The organism is Bacillus cereus group sp. BfR-BA-01430 (assembly GCF_022663115.1).
GTDB classification, from domain to species: domain Bacteria; phylum Bacillota; class Bacilli; order Bacillales; family Bacillaceae_G; genus Bacillus_A; species Bacillus_A cereus_BD.
Map to the genome: position 1 here is coordinate 166,509 of NZ_JAKUEW010000002.1, position 21,467 is coordinate 187,975.

A 21,467-nucleotide genomic window follows, 5' to 3' on the forward strand; every position below is an offset into this window, starting at 1 on the left:
AAATGAAAGTTCTATTTGTATGTTCCGGAGGGATGTCTAGCTCTATTGTTGTAAACGCTTTAAAAGAAGAAGCTGAGAAAAAGGGAAGCAGTATGGAGGTACACGCAATTGGTACGAGTGAAGTAGAAGAAGAAGTAAAGAATGGCTGGGATGTTGTTATGGTTGCTCCGCAAGTAAGGCATCGATATGATTCGATTAAAAAAGCGGCACATGCAGCATCTATTCCGTGCGGCATTATTCCGCCGCAAGCTTATACACCACTTGGTGGACCGGCGTTATTAAAGGCTGTAAATGAATTGATTGGTTAGGGGGAGTATGATGAATAAGTTCATCTCATTTCTTGAGAATAACTTGTCAAGTCCGATGGCCAGGCTTTCTGAGCAAAGGCATTTACAAGCCATTCGGGATGGCGTCATTTCAGCATTACCATTTATCATTGTAGGAAGTTTTTTTCTCATCGTGGCATTTCCGCCGCTTCCAAAGGATAGTTTTATTTCGATATGGGCAGCTAAACATCAGACGAGTATTTTAATACCGTATCGCTTAACGATGTTTATTATGTCGCTTTATATTGCTTTTGGTATTGGCTATAATTTAGCGAAAAGTTATAAGTTAGATTCTTTATCCGGAGCGCAGCTTGCAGTTTGTTCATTACTTCTAACTTTAACACCAGAGTTAATCGATAAGAAAGGTTTTATGCTCCCAATGACAAACCTTGGAGGGCATGGATTATTTGTAACAATGATTGTTTCTATTTTATCAGTTGAGATTTTAAGGTTTTGTAAGTCGAAAAATGTAATGATTAAGATGCCAGAGCAAGTCCCACCATCTGTCTCTCGTTCGTTTGAAGCTCTTATACCTGCTGCTTTTGTCATTATTATTATGAGTATTATTACTGTTGTTTTTCGTATCGATTTACACCATGTAGTGGACCAGCTAGCTGCGCCACTCGTAAAAGCTGGTGATAGTTATTTCGGTGTTATTTTACCTGTATTTTTAATTACATTTTTCTGGTCGTTTGGTATACATGGGGTGTCTGTTGTCGGAACAGTGGCTCGTCCTTTATGGGAAGTATATCTCGGGAAAAACTCGGCAGCAGTTGCTGATGGTGCAAGCAGCATACCTTTTATCGCACCAGAGCCGTTATATCAATGGTTTATTTGGATTGGTGGTTCGGGAGCGACTCTCGGGCTTGTATTAGCAATGATTATATTTGGTAAATCAAAATATTCTAAAGCATTATCAAGATCTTGTATTGTACCAGGTATTTTTAATATTAATGAACCAGTTATATTTGGACTTCCAATTGTATTAAACCCCGTGTTAATTATTCCTTTTATTATTACGCCATTCGTAACAGCGACCGTTGCTTATACTGCAACTGCAATAGGACTTGTTACACCAACTTATATTATGCCTCCATGGACATTGCCAGCTCCAATTGGTGCCTATTTAGCAACAGGTGGAGATTGGAGAGCGATCGTGCTCGTCTTTATTAATATTGCAATTTCGTTTTTTATTTATCTACCATTCTTTAAAATGTATGATAAAAATATGCTTGAAGTAGAAAATAGTGATAATGAAAATACGGTAAAAGTGTAATGAAGAAGTGGGGTCATTTCGGTGATCTCACTTTTTTGAGTATAAACAAAGGAGATGGTGAAACTGATGAATGTAAAATTTAGCTATAAGGGTGTCGTTTTATTTCTATCTGTTGTCGTTTGTTCAAATCTATTGTTTACACCTTTGTTAAAAATGCTACATGTATCACAAATGTATAGCTTGTGGATTGTGACAAGTATGTCAGCAAGTATTATGCTGACAGTTGTTGTTTCTTTTGTAGATGGGACATATTCATCAAATTGGCAACTATTGCAAAGATTTACTCTGTTTTTGATAGGTTGTACGTTGCTTACGTATATCACAATTTTTAATAAAGTATAGAGGGGGCGTTATGTATATTGTTGACTGTATGCAAAGTACATCTTTAAATGGGATAGATGTTGTTTTATCTCATATGAAAGGATCGGTGAGAATGTGAAATATATAATTGGTGTAGACGGTGGTGGAACGAAGACAGAAGCAATAGCATTTAATAAAAATGGGAAAGAAATTGCCAGAGGAATGAGTCGTTTTGGCAATGTTTTATTGGATTATGAGCGAGCTATATCGCATATTTTTGAAGCAATCGATCAATGTTTTCAAAGTTTATGTAAAACAGAATGTATTTGTATAGGGATAGGATTGGCAGGTGCAAACAGTGTCGATATTCATGTATTAAAGAAACGTTTTATGACAAAATATCAAACGAAAATCGAAATCTATGATGATGCAATCATTGCGCATGCTGCTTTATTAGAAGGAAACGATGGTATTTTAACGATAGCGGGTACAGGTGCTGTTTGTTTAGGAAAAAAAGGGGAAAGATATGAGTATAGCGGCGGATGGGGACATATTTTAGGAGATGAAGGAAGCGGGTATTGGATTGCTTTACAAGCTTTAAAAAGAATGACACGTGCATATGATAAAGGAGTTTCCTTTTGTAAACTTGGTAAAGTGATTCAAGAAAAATGTCATATTGTTACACCAAAAGATATAAAACAACTTATATATTCAAAACCGAAAGATCACGTAGCTTCTATTGCCCCAATTGTGGTAGATGCAGCTAAGCAAGGAAATACGGATGCGTTTCAAATTATAATAAGAGCAGGCGAAGAATTGGCCAACATTACGACTTGTATGTATAAGAGAATGCGGTTTGAAGAGCCAATTTCTATTGCAGTCAAAGGTGGAATTTTAAATTCTGTACAGGAAATATATGCTCAGTTTAAAACAAATTGTGAAAAGAACATAAAAAAGAAAATAAAGTTTATTCAAAATGATATTTCCTCTGCAAAAGGAGTGTATATGTTAATGGCCGAAAAAGGAGATATATGATAGGGAAGACGGTTATGATAACCGCCTTATGAATGTGCGTGTCTAAAAAAAGATTCCATTTGCAATTTTCCTTTTTTCCGAATTTCTGCATCTGTATGAACCATAATATATTTGTGTGCTAAAGCAATTGCGATTGCATCATCTAAAAGACCGATGCCGATAATAGCGGCTAAGTCAGGAATGAAATCGATTGACCATACGTAATAGGATAATGCTATCAATATAACCATTTTTGCCTTGAGCGGCAGATTTTGTTTCTTTAAAGTGTAATATAAAATAATACTCTCATACACACCAGATTTCCCTAACTTCATAGCACCTGTTTTTAACTTTCTCCATAGTTTTTGTTTCTCCATACAAACACTCCTCATATATGTATATGAAAATATGGCTTTTTAAAAGGGTGGCCAAACAATGAGGAAAATAACCATTATGATTGTTTTTTCTCATTTCGATTTCATAAAGGTGAAGCAGAAACAAGAAAAAGTTCGTTCCATTGATACATAGTGAATAAAAAAGAAGATAAAGTTTTTTTCATATTTAGAGAAACAAATGGTACAATGGAAACTTAATGTGAAAAATAAGGAAAAGAAGTGATCGATTTGAAAAATTTTTTAGAACTTGGAATTAGTGAAACATTTCAACATACATTACGAGAAAATGGAATTGCTGAAGCGACACCCATTCAAGAAAAAGCAATTCCTGTTATTATGGATGGGAAAGATGTAATTGGACAAGCAAAAACAGGGACAGGAAAAACGCTTGCATTCGTATTACCGATTTTAGAGAAGATTGATCCAAACTCAAATGATATACAAGCTTTAATCGTAGCGCCAACGAGAGAACTGGCACTACAAATTACAACTGAAATAAAAAAAATGCTGATCCATAAACAGGATATTCATGTTTTAGCGATATATGGTGGACAAGATGTTGAACAGCAAATGAAAAAATTAAAAGGCAACACACATATTGTTGTAGCAACACCAGGGCGTTTGTTAGATCATTTACGCCGCGAGACCATTGTGTTATCAAACGTTTCTATGGTTGTATTAGATGAAGCGGATCAAATGTTGCATTTTGGTTTCTTATATGATATTGAACACATTTTAGAAGAAACACCTGAAAATAAACAAACGATGTTATTCTCAGCAACGATGCCAAAAGATATTAAAAAACTTGCGAAGCGATATATGAAAGAGCCACAAGTGATTCAAATTCAAAGTGCAGAAGTTACTGTAGAAAATATAAAGCAGCGTGTAATTGAAACGACAGATCGCGCAAAGCAAGACGCACTTCGTTATGTCATGGAGCGTGATCAGCCATTTTTAGCTGTTATTTTTTGCCGGACAAAGCGCCGCGTAACGAAATTATTTACTGCTTTAAAAGGGTACGGTTACAATTGTGATGAATTGCATGGAGATTTGTCGCAGGCGAAACGTGAAAGAGTAATGAAAAACTTCCGTGAAGCAAAAATTCAATATTTAATTGCAACAGATGTTGCGGCTCGTGGATTAGATGTAGAAGGCGTAACGCACGTATTTAACTATGATATTCCAGAAGATGTAGAGAGCTATATACACCGAATTGGCCGAACAGGTCGTGCTGGAGGAACCGGTCTTGCAATTACATTTGTTGCTCCGAAAGATAAGATGTATTTAAAAGAAATCGAAAAGTATATCGGTAGTACTTTACAAAGACAAGAAATTGAACAACCTGCTAAGCAAACAAATGATACAAATGACAAAAAGAAACAGATCAAAAAGCCGCAGAAAGCAGGACAATATCGTTCAAAAGATAGACGAGACGGGACGAAAAAAGCAAATCAAAGTTCTTCTTATAAAGCAAACCAAAAGAAGAGAGGAACAAAGCAAGGACAAAAAAGACGCAGTCGTTAAATACGGAATAGATGTGAAAGTAAGTAAAAAGCTAATTTTCTGTTGTATATGGAAATTAGCTTTTTATTTTTGGGAATGAAAAGGATATGAAAAAGAATTGTTGTACATATGGAGATACATATGAAAATAGAGCTTTCAAAAGGTTTAGAAGCGTATATCAGTTATTTAGGAACTTTTTTATGTTAAGAATAGCACTCTTTTAAGCATGAGGCATATTGCTTTTTTAATTATACCGATGGCCGCTTCTGTTATGCCCCCTCTGCTTAAATTTGAAAACCATACATCCTATGTTCTTTTTATTTTATGTGCAGTTCTTATCGCAATGATTATGACAATGATTGCGATCTTTGTTATTACAGCAGTGCAAAAGCGCACACCTAATGAAAATTTAGGGAAAGTAATGGCAATTATTACAGCTGTTGCACAATGCATGGCGGATTATATATGGATTGATGTTTGAAACGTTTCGTATGGAAGTGTACGTACCTATATTATGCATTAGCTTCATTATGATCATCATAGCAATCATTGCAAAAAGAATATTGAAAAATGAAGAGGAGAACAGTGTGATATGATTAATATAAGTTTTATCCCGCTATTTTAGGGTAACTAGATTGGTAAGGGCTTATAATTAGTAGGGATGAAGCCCCTCACTGATGAAAGTTTCACTCCATTTCTTCATGTATCGTCATAAGATGTGGATGTTAGGTCGAAAAGGTTGATTCAGCTATGAAAAAGAAAATTGTGGTATAATTTACATGTAGGGGGAAATTAGATGACAGACCATAAAGAAGAACTGATGAATCAGGCACTGGCAATGTTTTATTTTGCATATAAAACATTTACTGAAAAACCAGATGAAATTATAAAAGAATATGGCATTCAGCGTGTACATCATCGAATTTTATTTTTTATTGCTCGTTTTCCTGGGCTTAGTATAAATGAATTGTTGTCTTTGCTTGAAATTAGTAAACAAGCTCTTCATGGACCGCTTCGTCAACTTCTTGAAAAGGGATTGATTGAAAGCAATGAAGCAGAACATGATCGCCGCGTAAAACAACTTGTTCTAACACAAGTAGGAGCAGAGTTAGAGAAAAAACTAAGCGATGTGCAAAGAGAACAAATGGGACGTATTTTCACAACATTTGGTGAGAAATGTGAAGAAAATTGGCACCAAGTTATGAATGAACTAGCAAATAGTCGCCTTGGTTTTCATACATGGTCATCCAAACGTAAAGAGCCGGTAAACGAAAAATAAATGGAATCATTTATCCCGCTATTTGAGGACAGTAAAATTCCCACCTTAAGATTCAGAGAGAAGCAAGAAAGATAGGTGGGAGATTAACTGCCCGATTGGTGAGGGCAGTTAATCAGTGGGGATGAAGAAAACCCTCACTGATGAAAGTCTCACTTTATCCGTGTATTTTGGCAACTATGTGTGAATCATAGAGTACATGGATAAAAATAAACATTACCAAATACTTTAGACGTGTACGTATTACAAAATTTAAATCGCAAATTCCGAAAGGGGAATGAATATGATAAAACTTGTACTTATTCGACACGGACAAAGTTTATGGAATTTAGAAAATCGGTTTACAGGATGGACAGATGTGGATTTATCCGAAAATGGATTAAATGAAGCGCGAGCAGCTGGTGCGATATTAAAAAAGAATGGTTATACGTTTGATGTTGCATACACATCGGTATTAAAAAGGGCCATTCGGACATTATGGATTATTCTTCATGAGATGGATCTTGCTTGGGTTCCGGTACACAAATCATGGAAATTAAATGAAAGACATTACGGAGCATTACAAGGGTTAAATAAGGATGAAACAGCTAAAAAATATGGAGATGAGCAGGTTCATATTTGGAGAAGAAGTACAAATGTAAGACCGCCAGCTCTTGCTGAAGATGACCCAAGGTATGAAGTAACTGATCCAAGATATAAGCGATTAAAAAAAGGTGAGTTTCCACTGACAGAGTGCTTAGAAGATACGGAAAAAAGGGTACTAGAATTTTGGCATAAAGAAATTGCACCTATGCTACTATCAAATCAAAAAGTCATTATATCATCGCACGGTAATACGATCCGCTCTCTCGTGAAGTATTTAGATCATCTTTCCAATGATGGAGTGGTTTCATTAAATATTCCTACTGGTATTCCGCTTGTTTATGAATTAGATGAGCATTTACATCCAATTCGTCACTACTATTTAAATATGGATGGTGAAGTACAAGAAGGTGTGATTCCAAAACACATTTCTTTATAAAAAATATTTTGAAAAAGTTGAAATACAGGCTTGTCTACATATAAAATGTAGATTCATTCTATAAAAAGACGTGGCTTCCTTCTTAGTATATGCGCGAGCAATTGTTTTAGAAGGTTGTCCATGTCTTTTGTCATAATAAAGGAAAAAGAAGCATGTAATGATATCGTGTGAAGTTTTTGAATGGAGGGGGATGTGATTGACTGTCTCTAGCATTCGAATTGGCTTATTTTTTCTTGTAATCTTTTTTTTATTTCTTATTTTCTTTTATTGGAGAAATGAAGAATTATACGAGGAAAGAAAACAACTTATTCGAAAGACGTGGTATGGTTTATTTATTACATCAGTCACAATATATTTCATGATGAAAGGAATTGATTTAACCCTCTGGAAACATATTTTAATGGTTGTTGCGATGGTTGTATTTGTTGATATTGCATTTATTTTAACACCAAATATTTCGGAAATCTGGGGCGCAAAGTTTAGCGATATTGGTAAAACAGTTCAATCGATTAAACGATCGCTTATTGCTTCAAAAGCAAGAGGAGAAATATATACAACACTTATTCAAAATGTAAATCCAGCTGCATTTGGTACGATGGAATGGGAAACAGCAGCTGAGTATGCATGCAGTTTAAATGCTTTTCTTGATACGTATGCTGAAAAAATAGGTGCGAAAATTGTAGTGTTTGTAACAGAAGAGGAATTCAATACAAATTTCCGAGGCGTTCGATCTCAATTTAGTATTACGGTATCACTTGAATCTATTGAACAACTGAATGAACAAAAAGCAGTTCAAATTGAAAATGTTGGAATTATACCAGCGAAAATAATAAAAGACGTTTATATTATAATAGATGGACAAAAAAATAATTTGCAAGATCGTGACTTTGAAAATGTCTATAATTTAACAATACATCATAGTTATTTTTGTAAGTAAGGGCAGAGATTATTTTCTGTCCTTTTCTCCTATACATATTTTTAACGAACATTCGATAAAATTGGACAAACATTGAATAAAATGAACGAAACATTCCTACACTATCACGTAGAGGTGATGGTAGTGTTAAAAGAATATAGCAATGATTTCTTTAAAGACGAAGCTGAGGATACAACAGATTTTTCTTTAATAAAAGGAGATACAATGCAGCAAGTGGAAGAGTTAGAAGAAGAATTGAAAAGAAGAGGATAACGGTGCATTCCGATTCTATTTAAGATATAATAAAGGTAGATAGAGATGATGTCTTTTTATTAAAGGGGGCAGGAGAGATGAAAGAAACAAAACAAAACAATCTTTCATTTTTTAAGGAACAGAAAGAAGCACCAAACATTGATTTCTCTCTTGTGAAAGGTGCATTAACAGAAAATATCAATCGGTTAGAAAAACTGATGGATCGTGAACCATCAAAATATATCCATGGGAAAAAACTGAAAGAAAATGTATAAGAATCATTTCTTTCAGTTTTTTATTTTAATACGCTCATTTAGAAAAAGTTACTTGAAAATAAAAAATTTATCCATTCCATCTTCCCATCGTAACAGTATGATAAAACTGACCGTCAGAAAGGAGTTTGTCATTTCGAAGAATTCCCTCTGTTTGAAAGCCGAATGTTTTATAAAGATGGATTGCTTTTTTATTCGTTTCAAGAACAGTTAATATGATCTTTTTGATGTTATTTGCATCCGCCCAATCGATGGATTCTTTTAATAAGTTTTTTCCAATACTATAGCCCCAATAGTCTTTTAAAATACAGACGCCAAATTCGACTTTATGAGAAAGTCGTTTTAAGTTACTTCCTTCGCACCTTGAAAATCCCACAATTTTATTTTGAACGATAGCAACTAAAAATAGATTTTTGGAACTTTCTGTATCTGCTTTAATTAACTTTTCAAATCCTTGTGTATCTATAAATGCTTCCCCTTGTTCTCTGTCAAGATTTTCTGTTTCACCGTCAATTTGTAATCTTACTTTAGATAATTCTTCAGCATCTGTATGTATAGCAGAGCGAATCATATATGTCTGTCCTTTTACGTGAAATTCGCGTACATTGATTTTCATTTTGTTCTCCTTATCATGTGGTATGGTAGTGAAAATAGATTTAAAAGATTGTGTTGGCATGAGAAGATAAATTTCGTACTTGTTGCAAGTATTTACTCATATTTTGATCCTCACAAGTAGGATATGTAAAGGATAGAACATCTGCAACATCGGTTGCTAATGTTCTAAATAATTCGCAAGCAACAAAGATGGAATGCCAAAAGTTTTCATAACGATGATTTGAATATGTTTCCTCATACATTTTCCAATAAGACTTTGGAAGATATTCTTTAAAGTATTTCCCCATTTTCCCTGTAGAAATTTGAAAATCATATTTCATACCAATCCACCATGAAACCATTTCGTCTAGTCTAGCTCTTATAAGATATTCGAACATTTGCTTTTCACTTCTCATTACACTCCACCTCATTTTTACTGTTCTAAAAGAAAGTCTTTCTATTTTAAATTATATAGCAATATTTCCCGAAAGTGTCGTAATATTGTAAAATTTTGGCGTTCAAATGGTGTCAAAAAGAATGAAAAAGGAAGCGGAAGGGGAGGAACGTGATATAATAGTAAGGAAAATACTTCTATTTATAGATTTAGGAGAGGAGTTTATATATGCATTCTACTTTAGAACAATTAACGAAGCATCCTGTATTTTATCATTTTACAGAAATTTCAAAGATTCCAAGAGGGTCTGGAAATGAAAAAGAAATTAGTGATTACTTAGTAAAATTTGCACAAGATCGCAATTTAGAGGTTGTGCAAGATGAAGCGTTAAATGTCATTATAAAAAAACCAGCAACTCCTGGATATGAAAATGTTCCGACTATTATTGTACAAGGACATATGGACATGGTATGTGAAAAGAATGAAGCAACTGTTCATGATTTTGAAAAAGATCCGATTGAGCTCAGAATTGTTGGCGATATGCTATATGCAAAGGAAACGACTTTAGGTGCAGATAATGGTATTGCCGTTGCATATGCATTAGCATTATTAGATTCAACAAATATTGCTCATCCTGCTCTTGAAGTTGTTATTACAACAGAAGAAGAAACAACAATGGGCGGCGCTTTTGCTGTTGATCCAAGACATTTCGATGGAAAAATATTTATTAATATTGATTCTGAAGAGGATCACAAACTATTAGTAAGCAGTGCTGGCGGAGCAAAAGCAGTTGAAACAATCTCTATTATTTGGGATGAAGCACCGGCAGAATTAGAGACATATCGTCTATACGTAGGAGGGCTAAAAGGTGGCCATTCTGGTATGGAAATTGATAAGCAACGTGGGAATGCGAATAAAGTATTAGGACGAGTTCTTTATGATTTATCGAATGAAGTGTCATTTTATATAAGTGATATTCGCGGTGGGTTAAAAACAAATGCAATTCCGCGTGAAAGTGTGGCAACAATTCTATTCGCTAAAAGCGATGTAGAAACAGTAGAAGGAAAAGTAGAAGAGTGGACGCGTATTCTACAAGAAGAGCTACGCGCTGTAGACCCAGATGTACATGTTTCTCTAACAAAAGTAGAAGAAAAAGCAGATCGAGTATTTGCAAAGGAAACGAAAAAACAACTCATTTCTTCCTTATTCTTAATCCCAAATGGTATTCAAAGCATGAGTATGGATATTAAAGGACTTGTTGAAAGCTCGACAAACCTAGGAGTGATTGAAACATTACATAATGAAATTAAATTAAAAAATGAAGTGAGAAGTTCTGTAGGGACTTTAAAGCAGCATATTGTAAATGAAATTAAGCACATTGCGGAGTTAGTTGGCGCACAATTTAAGAAAGAATCTGAATATCCAGAATGGCCATACAATCCAAACTCTCCAATTCGTAATTTGTTTGAAAAAGTGCATCAAGAAAAATATAACGAAGATGTTGAAATTTATGCAGTGCATGCTGGTATTGAGTGCAGTGTATTTGTACAAAAAATGCCGGAACTAGATGCGATTTCATTTGGACCTGATATTTTTAATGTTCATACACCAGACGAACATATTAGCATTTCATCCGTTATAAATAACTGGGATTACTTTATTGACGTGATGAGAGAAACAAAAGAGCTAGTGAAATAAAGTGAAATTTTCATCAGTGGGGCTTCATCCCTTACTAATTATAAGACCCTACCAAGCGGGCTACCGCTAAAATAGCGGGAACAAAAATGAAGCGATTATAAGATGGTTCCGGTATTGTACCGGAACCGCTTTTTGAATGTTCGAAATTTGAAATGCGTTTGTTATTTAGTAATGAAATTACGTTATGATGAACATTTTCATTCATGGAGGGGGAAAAATGACTATATTATGCAAACAATTAATGAATGTGATTGATGATAAAAGGTACATTCAAGATATTATATGCCTTTGGAACGACAATTGTTTAGAAACAGCAGAGTGCGAATTGGAACAAAGTGAAAGGTTAAATGTACAAAAGCTAGTAGAACAATATATTCAATCGGAATTTGGGACGGTTTTTGTTGTAGTGGATAAGAATCATGATACTATCGGTTTCGGAACTGTTTCTATGAAACAAGACTTAGTGACAAATACTAAATATGGGCAAATAGATGAATTATATGTAGCACCAAAATATAGAAAACAAAAGATAGGTAAAGAAATTGTAGAGAATATAATGGAATGGTTTGCAGTGAATCATATTTCTGATATGTATGTTCATGTTGATTTAGATAATCACATAGCACAATCTTTTTGGGAACATGTAGGGTTAGAAAAAGAATTCTTTGTCTTATCCAGTAATTGAGTACAATCGTATAGACTATGTAATCTAGTTATGCATAAGGGCCTTTTTCGGGCTTTTTTTTGCTAAGAAACTTACAAATTTAATTCATTAATAATAATTTCACATACTGTATTTAAATCCAAAAACTCATACAACATACATTTTAAAATATGTTGTATGAGCGGGAAGTGTAAAAAATATACAAGATTAAACTTAATATAATTATATTGCAATCCGGAAATTTTGATGCAAATCTGTACGCTTTTGTAGTACAAGTATCCATTACAATTTTGTTAAATTTGTGATACGCTACATAAACTAACAAATTTTGAGACTTTTCTTTGGTATAGTATAAATAGTTTAAATAATCAGTTTTATTTAAGGGGATATGGATTATTTTATATTAAAAATGGTTTAGAGGAGTGTACTTATGCATAAAGAATTTGAAATTGAAGAATATACAGAGATTGAAGAGCAAATTCATTATTATTGTCAATGTTTGTTGGTAAATCATCCTGAACAAATTATAAGATATTTAGAAAAAAGGCTTGAAAAATATACCGAAACATTAAAACATGCACACTTATATCCTGAAAAAATCATTTTATCCATTCAATATTTAGTAATTGAGTATTCCTGTGATCTTGCTAGAATTAGAAAGTATTTAAATTTAGAAACGTAGTTTATAAATTGCGAATGAATATGAAATAGTATGATTTGAATATTGTTAGGTGCTCACAATTCAAAATGATTTGTTCAACCATCTACAAATGTACTGAAATATTCATGTTCCGAGCTACAGAATTAGAGATGTACACCATTATATAGAATAAAAGGACAGGGCTAACTTGTTTAATAAGGTTGTACGAAAAATTTTTTCGCATATTGCAACCGAGGCCGGAGATTGATTGTCGAATTTTATTACACTTGATATAGAAAGCTTTAAGAAAGAAGTAAATTGAAAGATTGCATTCCATTTTAGTCAAATTATAGTATAGATCATTATTTATGTTAGATAATCAACAAAAATAGAAAGAACGGAAACAGATTATGATTGCTCAGAAGACAGGGGAATGAAACATTATTTTTTTACCTATTCGTATCACGCGCTATACTTTGAACACAAACGCATAGGAGTGTATTTTTGGTACTTTAAAATATAAGGGAAAGAAAAAATAAGATTGTTGCACGAATATATATAGAATGAAATTTCACTCGGGCAACTTGCGATGACTTTAACATCATGGACAATCTAACTTTGACGAGGATAATATATGATGGGAAACTTTCATTTGAAGTATGGGCAGAAGGACTATGAGAAGAAGAGTATGAAAACCGCATAATTCGACATGTAAATTCCTATGTTGTTGTAGAACAATGTAGGAATTTTTTTGTGCATAAGTACAGATTCTGTTTTAAAATTAAATTATGACAGAATTATAACAATTATCTAACTACTATTTCATATCTTTTGAAAAGCAATGGTTGTAGTACGAACTCGCACGCTGTCGAAACTCAATATTCGATAAGGGGTGTGTAGCGGAATGGAATTTACTCTAACTCGCGAAAAACAAATGATTAAAGAAATGGTACGTGATTTTGCTGAAAAGGAAATCGCTCCGAAGGCTGTTTACTATGATAAGACAGCAGAATTTCCATATGAAACATTTCAAAAAATGGGCGAACTAGGTTTGCTAGGCATCCCATTCCCAGAGGAGTATGGCGGTTCTGGTGGCGATACATTATCGTACGTATTAGCCGTTGAAGAAATTGGACGAGCTTGCGGTGGCACAGGCTTAAGTTATGCTGCAACAATTTCATTAGGTGCTTCGCCGATTTATTACTTCGGTACGGAAGAACAAAAGCAAAAATATTTAGTTCCTATGGCATCAGGGAAAACATTGGGTGCTTTTGGATTAACGGAACCGAATGCGGGATCAGATGCAGGTGGTACACAAACAAAAGCGATTTTAGATGGCGATGAATATGTGATTAACGGTGAGAAATGTTGGATTACAAACGCGGAATACGCAAATACAATCATTGTAACCGCTGTCAACGGTGTTGATGAGAACGGTAGAAAACGTATTTCTGCATTCATTGTTCCAACGATTAGTGAAGGACTCACCATTTCAAGCCCTTACGATAAGATGGGTGTTCGCGCATCTAACACTTGTGAAATTGTATTAGAGGACGTACGTGTACCGAGAGAAAATATACTCGGTGATGTGAGTAAAGGCTTTAAACAATTCTTATATACACTTGATGGAGGACGTATCTCGATTGCAGCGTTAGCTGTAGGGATTGCACAGTCTGCATTTGAACGTGCACTTCAATATGCAAAAGAACGTAAGCAATTCGGAAAAACGATTTCAAATTTCCAAGCGATTCAATTTAAGCTAGCTGATATGGCGACTGAAATAGAGTTGGCGCGAAATTTAGTACATAAAGCAGCTTGGTTAAAAGATCATGATAAACCTTTCGGCAAAGAAGCGGCTATGGCAAAATTGTTTGCATCTGAAGCGGCAAGTCGTATTTCAAATCAAGCAGTACAAATTCATGGTGGATATGGATATATGCGTGAATATGAGGTAGAACGACATATACGTGATGCAAAGCTATTAGAAATTGGTGAAGGAACTTCTGAAGTTCAACGTCTTGTAATTGCTAGACATTTAGGATGCAGATAAAAGGAGGACTCACTATGTTTCAAAAGATATTAATTGCAAATCGTGGAGAAATTGCAGTCCGTATTATAAAAACATGTCAAAAACTTGGTATTCAAACCGTTGCGATTTATTCAGAAGCAGATGAAAATGCACTTCATGTCAAATTAGCAGATGAAGCGTACTTAGTAGGTGGACCTCGTGTGCAGGAAAGCTACTTAAACTTAGAAAAGATTATAGAGATTGCCAAGAAAACAAATGCTGAAGCAATTCATCCAGGGTATGGATTATTATCAGAAAACCCATCCTTAGCTATACGGTGTGATGAAGAAGGAATTGTATTTATCGGACCTTCTGAAGAAATCATTGCTAAGATGGGAAGTAAAATTGAATCTCGTTTGGCAATGCAAGAAGCAAATGTTCCAGTTGTACCTGGGATTACAACAAATATCGAAACAGCTGAAGAAGCAATTGAAATTGCAAAGCAAATTGGTTATCCGTTAATGCTTAAGGCGTCCGCTGGAGGCGGAGGCATTGGAATGCAATTGATGGAAACTGAGCAAACGCTCACCAAGGCGTTTGAAAGTAATAAAACAAGAGCTCAAAATTTCTTTGGAAACGGAGAAATGTATTTAGAACGCTACATTGCGGATGCGCATCATATTGAGATTCAAATTCTTGCCGATACACATGGTAATACAGTGTATTTGTGGGAGCGTGAATGTTCTGTCCAGCGCCGAAATCAAAAAGTAATAGAAGAGGCACCTTCTCCGTTTTTAGATGAAAAAACACGCAAAGAAATGGGAGAAGTTGCTGTACAAGCAGCGAAAGCTCTCGGTTATACAAATGCTGGTACAGTTGAATTTCTTGTCGATGATCAAAAGAACTTTTATTTCTTGGAAATGAATACGAGATTGCAAGTAGAACACCCCGTAACGGAAGAGATTACAGGATTGGATCTCGTTGAAGAACAGATTCGCATTGCCTATGGTGAGAAATTACCCTTTACGCAGGAAGAAATAAACCGCAATGGCCATGCTATTGAAGCGCGTATTTATGCAGAAGATCCAAAAACGTTCTTCCCATCACCAGGAACAATTACGAATGTAACGTTACCAACTCATGTGCGTATCGATCACTTTTTAGAAAATAACGTAACCATTACACCTTTTTATGACCCAATGATTGCGAAAGTCATTGCGCATGGTGAGACTCGTGATGAAGCAATTGTAAAATTACAAAATGCGCTGCGAGAATTGAAAGTAGAAGGGATTAAAACGAATACACCGATGTTACTCCAAGTGTTAGAAGATGAAGTATTTCAAGGTGGCGTATATACAACCGGATTTGTAGCAAAACAACTTGTGAAAAAATAAGATGTATCACTATTAAAGGGGGAAAAAATGATGACAAAAGTATATGCATCGATGGCAGGTAATGTTTGGAAGATTGTAGTGGGAGTAGGAGATACGGTAGAGGAAGAACAGGATGTCGTCATTTTAGAATCTATGAAAATGGAAATTCCAATTGTTTCAGAAGAAGCTGGAACGGTTATGAAAATACATGTTCAAGAAGGCGATTTTGTTAATGAAGGAGATGTATTGGTAGAAATTGAATAGTGAAAATGAGGGGTGAAATGGATTGAAATTACCTAATTTTGCTGTCATTAAGGAAGTTGGGCCAAGAGATGGCTTACAAAATGAAAAAAAAATCATTGGCACAAAAGATAAAGTAACGTGGATTCAATTACTGACAGAAGCAGGATTATCATACATTGAAGTTTCCTCTTTTGTTCACCCAAAATGGGTTCCTGCTTTAGCGGATGCAAGTGATGTATTTACAGAGCTAAAGAGGGAAACAAATGTGACATATGCTGCGCTTGTTCCAAATCAAAATGGTTTGGAACGAGCTCTTTTGCAAGATGTTGACGAGGTGAATGTCTTTTTATCAGCGAGTGAATCTCATAATAAAAGTAATATTAATAAATCTATTAAAGAAGCAGTAGCAGTCATAAAAGATATTACGAAAAAAGCTGAGTTTGCTGGTAAAAAAGTGAGAGGTTATGTGTCTACTGTATTTGGTTGCCCTTATGAAGGGAATGTAAGCATAGAAGCAATAGATGAATTATGTAATGAACTCTTTTCATATGGTATTTACGAAATCTCGCTAGGAGATACAATCGGTGTAGCGAATCCGCTTCAAGTAGAACAAGTATTAGAGCACTTATTAAAAAAGTATGATGCTTCTCAGTTTGCTATGCATTTTCATAATACGTATGGAATGGCACTTGCAAATGTCGTGAAATCTTTAGAATACGGAATTACAACCTTTGATAGTTCGTGTGGTGGTTTAGGTGGTTGTCCTTATGCGCCAGGAGCTTCAGGAAATGTTGCAACAGATGACCTCGTGCATATGCTTCATAAGTTAGGTGTACAAACAAATATAAATGAAGAAAAGTTGTGGAAAGCTAGTCAATTCATTCAAAATAAACTAAATATTCAATTGCCTAGTCATGTGTATAAAGCGCTTCAACATAAAACGATAAGTAGGTGAGAACATGCTACAATTACAAAACATTTCTGTTGATTATGTAACCCCACACATCGTAAAACTGACATTAAATCGTGAAAGACAAGCAAATTCTCTATCTTTAGCGTTATTAGAAGAATTACAGTCGATATTCACTCATATTCATGAAGAAGCAAATGTTCGCGTTGTTATTATAACAGGTGCTGGAGAAAAAGCATTTTGCGCTGGTGCAGATTTAAAAGAGCGTGCCAATATGAATGAAGAACAAGTACGCCATGCTGTTGGAATGATTCGCTCGACAATGAATATGATTGAGCAGTTAACGCAACCTGTAATTGCTGCCATAAATGGCATAGCACTTGGTGGCGGAACGGAATTAAGTTTAGCATGTGATTTCAGAATTGCAGCGGATTCAGCAAGTCTTGGTCTTACGGAAACATCCCTTGCAATTATTCCAGGAGCCGGTGGGACGCAGCGTTTACCAAGATTAATTGGAATCGGTAGAGCGAAAGAATTAATTTATACCGGAAGACGTATTTCAGCTCAGGAAGCGGAGGAATATGGTTTAGTAGAATTTGTTGTACCAAAACATTCACTTGAAGAGAAAGCGATTGAAATGGCTGAGCGAATTGCTAGCAACGGCCCGATTGCGGTCCGATTAGCGAAACAAGCAATTTCAAATGGGATTCAAGTAGATTTACATACCGGACTGCAAATGGAAAAGCAAGCATATGAAGGCGTTATTCAAACAAAAGATAGATTAGAAGGGTTACAAGCATTTAAGGAAAAACGTAAACCAATCTATAAGGGGGAATAAATGTGCTAGATCAAAAACAACAGTTACATTCATTAGAAGACCGTATTGAAACAATTAAACAAGGTGGCGCACCAAAATATCACGAACAAAATAAAGCGAAAGGAAAACTTTTTGTCAGGGAGCGCCTAGCACAATTATTTGATAATGGAGAATATGTAGAAGATGCTTTATTTGCTAATTGTGAAGGAAACGACTTACCAGCAGATGGTGTTGTAACTGCAACAGGAAAAATACATGGTCGCACGGTATGCGTAATGGCAAATGATTCAACAGTAAAGGCTGGATCTTGGGGATCTCGTACAGTCGAAAAGATTTTACGTATTCAAGAAACAGCTGAAAAATTACGAGTTCCTTTATTTTATCTCGTTGACTCTGCTGGTGCGCGCATTACTGATCAAGTTGAGATGTTCCCAGGGCGCCGCGGAGCAGGAAGAATTTTTTATAATCAAGTAAAGTTGTCAGGTAAAGTTCCGCAAATTTGCTTACTATTTGGACCATCAGCAGCTGGTGGTGCGTATATTCCAGCATTTTGTGATATTGTGATGATGGTGGAAGGAAATGCATCCATGTACTTAGGATCTCCGCGCATGGCCGAAATGGTAATTGGTGAAAAAGTAACATTAGAAGAAATGGGCGGAGCTCGTATGCATTGCTCTGTATCAGGATGTGGCGATGTTTTATGCAAAACAGAAGAAGCTGCTATTTCTCAAGCAAGACAATATATTTCATACTTCCCAAATAACTACTTAGAAAAAACTCCTATGACAACACCTCAAGAGCCAAAAAAATTCGAAAAAACGTTAGCACAAATCATTCCAGAAAATCAAAATACCCCATTTAATATGAAAGACTTGATTAATCGAATCATTGATGAAGGTTCCTTCTTTGAAGTGAAAAAACTTTTTGCACAAGAATTAATTACAGGTTTAGCACGTATTGATGGAAAGCCTGTAGGTATTATCGCAAATCAGCCGCGCATGAAAGGTGGCGTATTATTCCATGATTCTGCCGATAAAGCGGCGAAATTTATTAATTTATGTGATGCCTACCATATTCCATTATTATTCCTCGCTGATGTGCCTGGATTTATGATTGGTACGAAAGTAGAGAGAGCCGGTATTATTCGCCATGGTGCAAAAATGATTTCTGCCATGAGCGAAGCCACAGTACCAAAAATTTCAATTGTTGTGAGAAAAGCATACGGTGCTGGGCTATATGCGATGGCGGGTCCTGCATTTGAACCGGATTGTTGCTTAGCATTACCAACTGCTTCTATTGCGGTAATGGGACCAGAAGCAGCTGTGAATGCAGTTTATGCCAAGAAAATTGCAGCGTTACCAGAAGAGGAACGTGCAGCATTTATAGCAGAAAAGCGTGAAGAGTATAAACAAGATATTGACATTTATCGATTGGCATCGGAAATGGTAATCGATGGAATCGTGCATCCAAATGATTTGCGTGAAGAACTGAAGAAACGTTTTGATATGTACATGAGTAAATATCAAATATTTACTGATCGTAAACATCCAGTTTATCCAGTATAGAAAGCCCTATTTAGGGCTTTCTTGTTCGAAAACATAAGGAGGGGAACGCATTGAAACAAGCTGTTTGGTTTCCAACAGAAGAATATAAAGAAAAAACACGTTTATATGGATGGATGAAAGAACTTGGTTATAAAGATTATGATATGTTTTATAAAAAATCAATCGAAGAAACAGCATGGTTTTGGGGTGAAGCAGAAAGAGCAGTTGGTTATCAATGGATGAAGCCTTATATGGAAGTGCTAGATTTAGAAAACGGCACACCATTTGCACATTGGTACACAGAGGGGACCTGCAATGTTGTAGAATCCGCTTTATCCCGTTGGCTAGCGGAAGAAGAAACAAGAATGCAGCCTGCGCTGATGTATGAAGGAGAGAGTGGCACGTCAAAGTCATTTACATATGAAGAACTTGATCGTTGGGTAAGTAAAGTAGCAAATGGATTGAAACATTCAGGAATTGAGAAAGGTGACCGTGTAACAATTTATATGCCAATGATTCCTGAAACAGTAGTTGCGATGCTAGCTGTTATGAAAATTGGGGCTATTATTTCTCCTATTTTTTCAGGTTTTGCAGCGGATGCAGTGATGACACGCGTACAAGCAGCTGGATCCAAAATGATTATTACAGCTGATGGTTTCTCGCGTCGTGGTAAAATCGTTTCTTTAAAAGATGAAGTAGATAAAGCGTGTGAACAATGCCCAACTGTTGAAAAGGTTGTTATCGTTCGTCATGCTGGAAATGATTTTACACCTCATAACTATGACCTTTCTTGGAGCATCCTTGAAAAGGAAAAGCCATTTACGCATGCAGAAGAAATGAAGAGTGATGATCCACTCATGCTTATTTATACGTCTGGTACAACAGGGAAACCAAAAGGGACGGTTCATACTCATGCTGGATTTCCTTTAAAGGCAGCATTTGATGCCGGATTTGGGATGGATATTAAGCAAGGAGATCGTGTTCTATGGGTAACTGATATGGGATGGATGATGGGACCGTTTTTATTATTCGGTTCTCTTATGAATGGCGCTACAATGGTCATGTATGAAGGAGTTCCTGATTATCCAAAAGCAGATCGATTATGGGAAACAGTAGATCAATATCAAATTACACATCTCGGTATTTCGCCAACTTTAATTCGAGCATTGATGGCGAAAGGTGATGAATATGTAAAACAACACTCACTAGAAAGTTTAAAAGTTTTTGCATCTACAGGAGAACCATGGAACCCAGACCCGTGGATGTGGCTCTTTGAAACAGTTGGGAAAGGAAAAGTTCCAATTTGTAACTATTCAGGTGGAACAGAAATTTCTGGTGGGATTTTTGGCAATGTTCTTGTAAAGCCTATTGCTCCGGTTAGTTTTAATGCTGCGTTACCAGGAATGGCAGCTGTTGTATTAGATGAACAAGGAAATCCAATTCAGGATGAAGTAGGAGAACTATGCTTAGAAAAACCTTGGGTAGGAATGACGAAGAGTTTTTGGGAAGATGATGAACGGTATGTGAATACATACTGGTCACGCTTTAAAAATAGATGGGTACATGGCGATTGGGTCATTTATGACGGAGAGCAATATATAATTACAGGGCGTTCTGACGATACATTAAATATTGCAGGGAAACGAATTGGACCGGCGGAATATGAGTCAATTCTTATGAAGCATAATCATATTGTAGAAGCGGCAGCAATTGGTGTGCCAGATGATGTAAAAGGCGAGGTTTGTCATTGTTTTGTTGTTTTACAAGAAGGAATCTCTTTTACTGATCAACTAAAGAAAGAACTAATGGATTTAGTGAATTCTCATATTGGAAAAGCACTATGTCCTAAAGATATTCATATGGTAGAAGATTTACCAAAAACGCGTAACTCTAAAGTCATGCGACGAGTTATTAAAGCAGCATACTTAGGGAAAGAACTAGGAGATTTATCTTCACTTGTCAATCCGGAAGTGGTTCCTTACATTCAAGGGTTGCAATCGAGTCGAATATAAACAAAAAATGGGCTTCTTT

Annotated in this window: 23 protein-coding genes and 1 pseudogene; 21 read left to right on the forward strand and 3 right to left on the reverse strand. The window is 35.6% G+C overall.

The genetic code is table 11. From position 1 onward, the window contains the following. The first annotated feature begins 2 nt into the window (after positions 1-2). From MR058_RS05215 to MR058_RS05230, 4 genes are all read left to right on the forward strand, one after another. On the forward strand, positions 3-308 hold the full coding sequence (locus tag MR058_RS05215) for a PTS sugar transporter subunit IIB (RefSeq protein WP_242142972.1): 306 nt from the start codon (positions 3-5) through the stop codon (positions 306-308). Between the two features lie 10 nt (positions 309-318). Beyond that, positions 319-1,602 (forward strand): PTS sugar transporter subunit IIC, encoded by a 1,284-nt coding sequence (locus MR058_RS05220; protein ID WP_242142973.1) that lies wholly within the window; start codon positions 319-321, stop codon positions 1,600-1,602. A 66-nt stretch (positions 1,603-1,668) separates the two neighbouring features. After that, positions 1,669-1,944, forward strand: coding sequence for a hypothetical protein (locus MR058_RS05225; protein WP_242142974.1), 276 nt, complete (start codon positions 1,669-1,671; stop codon positions 1,942-1,944). Positions 1,945-2,037: 93 nt separating this feature from the next. Beyond that, positions 2,038-2,937, forward strand: a complete 900-nt coding sequence (locus MR058_RS05230; protein WP_242142975.1) for a BadF/BadG/BcrA/BcrD ATPase family protein — start codon at positions 2,038-2,040, stop codon at positions 2,935-2,937. A 26-nt stretch (positions 2,938-2,963) separates the two neighbouring features. On the opposite strand, the gene MR058_RS05235 is transcribed toward MR058_RS05230, so the two are convergent. Further along, positions 2,964-3,293, reverse strand: coding sequence for a YkvA family protein (locus MR058_RS05235; protein WP_242142976.1), 330 nt, complete (start codon positions 3,291-3,293; stop codon positions 2,964-2,966). A gap of 237 nt (positions 3,294-3,530) precedes the next feature. Here MR058_RS05235 and MR058_RS05240 point away from each other — a divergent pair, with 237 nt between their 5' ends. The 7 genes and pseudogenes from MR058_RS05240 to spoIISB all read left to right on the forward strand — a co-directional run bounded on the left by MR058_RS05240 (position 3,531) and on the right by spoIISB (position 8,554). Further along, on the forward strand, positions 3,531-4,835 hold the full coding sequence (locus tag MR058_RS05240) for a DEAD/DEAH box helicase (protein ID WP_242142977.1): 1,305 nt from the start codon (positions 3,531-3,533) through the stop codon (positions 4,833-4,835). Between the two features lie 214 nt (positions 4,836-5,049). Continuing rightward, positions 5,050-5,410, forward strand: a pseudogene (locus MR058_RS05245) (MFS transporter); the annotation flags it as partial. A gap of 200 nt (positions 5,411-5,610) precedes the next feature. Next, positions 5,611-6,093 carry a MarR family winged helix-turn-helix transcriptional regulator gene (locus MR058_RS05250; protein WP_242142978.1) on the forward strand — a complete coding sequence of 161 codons (483 nt, stop codon included), beginning with the start codon at positions 5,611-5,613 and terminating at the stop codon, positions 6,091-6,093. Positions 6,094-6,373: 280 nt separating this feature from the next. Next, positions 6,374-7,111: a 2,3-diphosphoglycerate-dependent phosphoglycerate mutase gene (gene gpmA / locus MR058_RS05255; RefSeq protein WP_242142979.1), complete on the forward strand. Its 738-nt coding sequence runs from the start codon at positions 6,374-6,376 to the stop codon at positions 7,109-7,111. 196 nt (positions 7,112-7,307) lie between these two features. Then, positions 7,308-8,048, forward strand: a complete 741-nt coding sequence (locus MR058_RS05260; protein ID WP_242142980.1) for a type II toxin-antitoxin system SpoIISA family toxin — start codon at positions 7,308-7,310, stop codon at positions 8,046-8,048. Positions 8,049-8,171: 123 nt separating this feature from the next. Continuing rightward, positions 8,172-8,300, forward strand: coding sequence for a hypothetical protein (locus tag MR058_RS05265; RefSeq protein ID WP_012094285.1), 129 nt, complete (start codon positions 8,172-8,174; stop codon positions 8,298-8,300). 77 nt (positions 8,301-8,377) lie between these two features. Next, positions 8,378-8,554 carry a stage II sporulation protein SB gene (gene spoIISB / locus MR058_RS05270; RefSeq protein ID WP_242142981.1) on the forward strand — a complete coding sequence of 59 codons (177 nt, stop codon included), beginning with the start codon at positions 8,378-8,380 and terminating at the stop codon, positions 8,552-8,554. 67 nt (positions 8,555-8,621) lie between these two features. Here spoIISB and MR058_RS05275 read toward each other — a convergent pair whose 3' ends face one another. Together MR058_RS05275 and MR058_RS05280 are read right to left on the reverse strand one after the other, a co-directional pair. Continuing rightward, positions 8,622-9,167, reverse strand: coding sequence for a GNAT family N-acetyltransferase (locus tag MR058_RS05275; RefSeq protein WP_242142982.1), 546 nt, complete (start codon positions 9,165-9,167; stop codon positions 8,622-8,624). Between the two features lie 40 nt (positions 9,168-9,207). Further along, a complete protein-coding gene (locus MR058_RS05280) occupies positions 9,208-9,561 on the reverse strand; it encodes an aminoglycoside 6-adenylyltransferase (RefSeq protein ID WP_313949161.1) in 354 nt (117 codons plus the stop codon). A gap of 206 nt (positions 9,562-9,767) precedes the next feature. On the opposite strand from MR058_RS05280, the gene MR058_RS05285 reads away from it, so the two are divergent. The 10 genes from MR058_RS05285 to MR058_RS05330 all read left to right on the forward strand — a co-directional run bounded on the left by MR058_RS05285 (position 9,768) and on the right by MR058_RS05330 (position 21,448). Beyond that, the gene (locus MR058_RS05285; protein WP_242142983.1) at positions 9,768-11,237 is read left to right on the forward strand and encodes an aminoacyl-histidine dipeptidase; all 1,470 of its coding nucleotides are present in this window, start codon (positions 9,768-9,770) and stop codon (positions 11,235-11,237) included. Between the two features lie 217 nt (positions 11,238-11,454). After that, positions 11,455-11,922: a GNAT family N-acetyltransferase gene (locus MR058_RS05290; protein ID WP_242142984.1), complete on the forward strand. Its 468-nt coding sequence runs from the start codon at positions 11,455-11,457 to the stop codon at positions 11,920-11,922. Positions 11,923-12,331: 409 nt separating this feature from the next. Next, complete coding sequence (locus MR058_RS05295) at positions 12,332-12,583, forward strand: hypothetical protein (protein ID WP_242142985.1); 252 nt, start codon at positions 12,332-12,334, stop codon at positions 12,581-12,583. An 862-nt stretch (positions 12,584-13,445) separates the two neighbouring features. Then, positions 13,446-14,591, forward strand: a complete 1,146-nt coding sequence (locus tag MR058_RS05300; protein ID WP_242142986.1) for an acyl-CoA dehydrogenase — start codon at positions 13,446-13,448, stop codon at positions 14,589-14,591. A 14-nt stretch (positions 14,592-14,605) separates the two neighbouring features. Continuing rightward, a complete protein-coding gene (locus tag MR058_RS05305; RefSeq protein ID WP_242142987.1) occupies positions 14,606-15,943 on the forward strand; it encodes an acetyl-CoA carboxylase biotin carboxylase subunit in 1,338 nt (445 codons plus the stop codon). Positions 15,944-15,970: 27 nt separating this feature from the next. Further along, positions 15,971-16,186, forward strand: a complete 216-nt coding sequence (locus MR058_RS05310; protein ID WP_242142988.1) for an acetyl-CoA carboxylase biotin carboxyl carrier protein subunit — start codon at positions 15,971-15,973, stop codon at positions 16,184-16,186. A gap of 22 nt (positions 16,187-16,208) precedes the next feature. Beyond that, entirely contained in the window at positions 16,209-17,120 is a 912-nt protein-coding gene (locus tag MR058_RS05315) for a hydroxymethylglutaryl-CoA lyase (RefSeq protein ID WP_242142989.1), read from the forward strand. Between the two features lie 4 nt (positions 17,121-17,124). Continuing rightward, positions 17,125-17,913, forward strand: coding sequence for an enoyl-CoA hydratase (locus MR058_RS05320; RefSeq protein ID WP_242142990.1), 789 nt, complete (start codon positions 17,125-17,127; stop codon positions 17,911-17,913). A 2-nt stretch (positions 17,914-17,915) separates the two neighbouring features. After that, positions 17,916-19,457, forward strand: coding sequence for an acyl-CoA carboxylase subunit beta (locus MR058_RS05325; protein ID WP_242142991.1), 1,542 nt, complete (start codon positions 17,916-17,918; stop codon positions 19,455-19,457). Positions 19,458-19,507: 50 nt separating this feature from the next. Next, on the forward strand, positions 19,508-21,448 hold the full coding sequence (locus MR058_RS05330) for an AMP-binding protein (RefSeq protein WP_242142992.1): 1,941 nt from the start codon (positions 19,508-19,510) through the stop codon (positions 21,446-21,448). The last annotated feature ends 19 nt before the right edge of the window (positions 21,449-21,467 follow it).

What these genes read in the sequence shown, in the direction of transcription:
- MR058_RS05215 (WP_242142972.1), top strand. Translation starts at nt 3, where the DNA reads ATGAAAGTTCTATTTGTATGTTCCGGAGGGATGTCTAGCTCTATTGTT.
- MR058_RS05220 (WP_242142973.1), top strand. Translation starts at nt 319, where the DNA reads ATGAATAAGTTCATCTCATTTCTTGAGAATAACTTGTCAAGTCCGATG.
- MR058_RS05225 (WP_242142974.1), top strand. Translation starts at nt 1,669, where the DNA reads ATGAATGTAAAATTTAGCTATAAGGGTGTCGTTTTATTTCTATCTGTT.
- MR058_RS05235 (WP_242142976.1), bottom strand. Translation starts at nt 3,293, where the DNA reads ATGGAGAAACAAAAACTATGGAGAAAGTTAAAAACAGGTGCTATGAAG.
- MR058_RS05250 (WP_242142978.1), top strand. Translation starts at nt 5,611, where the DNA reads ATGACAGACCATAAAGAAGAACTGATGAATCAGGCACTGGCAATGTTT.
- gpmA (WP_242142979.1), top strand. Translation starts at nt 6,374, where the DNA reads ATGATAAAACTTGTACTTATTCGACACGGACAAAGTTTATGGAATTTA.
- spoIISB (WP_242142981.1), top strand. Translation starts at nt 8,378, where the DNA reads ATGAAAGAAACAAAACAAAACAATCTTTCATTTTTTAAGGAACAGAAA.
- MR058_RS05275 (WP_242142982.1), bottom strand. Translation starts at nt 9,167, where the DNA reads ATGAAAATCAATGTACGCGAATTTCACGTAAAAGGACAGACATATATG.
- MR058_RS05280 (WP_313949161.1), bottom strand. Translation starts at nt 9,561, where the DNA reads ATGAGAAGTGAAAAGCAAATGTTCGAATATCTTATAAGAGCTAGACTA.
- MR058_RS05285 (WP_242142983.1), top strand. Translation starts at nt 9,768, where the DNA reads ATGCATTCTACTTTAGAACAATTAACGAAGCATCCTGTATTTTATCAT.
- MR058_RS05290 (WP_242142984.1), top strand. Translation starts at nt 11,455, where the DNA reads ATGACTATATTATGCAAACAATTAATGAATGTGATTGATGATAAAAGG.
- MR058_RS05295 (WP_242142985.1), top strand. Translation starts at nt 12,332, where the DNA reads ATGCATAAAGAATTTGAAATTGAAGAATATACAGAGATTGAAGAGCAA.
- MR058_RS05300 (WP_242142986.1), top strand. Translation starts at nt 13,446, where the DNA reads ATGGAATTTACTCTAACTCGCGAAAAACAAATGATTAAAGAAATGGTA.
- MR058_RS05305 (WP_242142987.1), top strand. Translation starts at nt 14,606, where the DNA reads ATGTTTCAAAAGATATTAATTGCAAATCGTGGAGAAATTGCAGTCCGT.
- MR058_RS05310 (WP_242142988.1), top strand. Translation starts at nt 15,971, where the DNA reads ATGATGACAAAAGTATATGCATCGATGGCAGGTAATGTTTGGAAGATT.
- MR058_RS05320 (WP_242142990.1), top strand. Translation starts at nt 17,125, where the DNA reads ATGCTACAATTACAAAACATTTCTGTTGATTATGTAACCCCACACATC.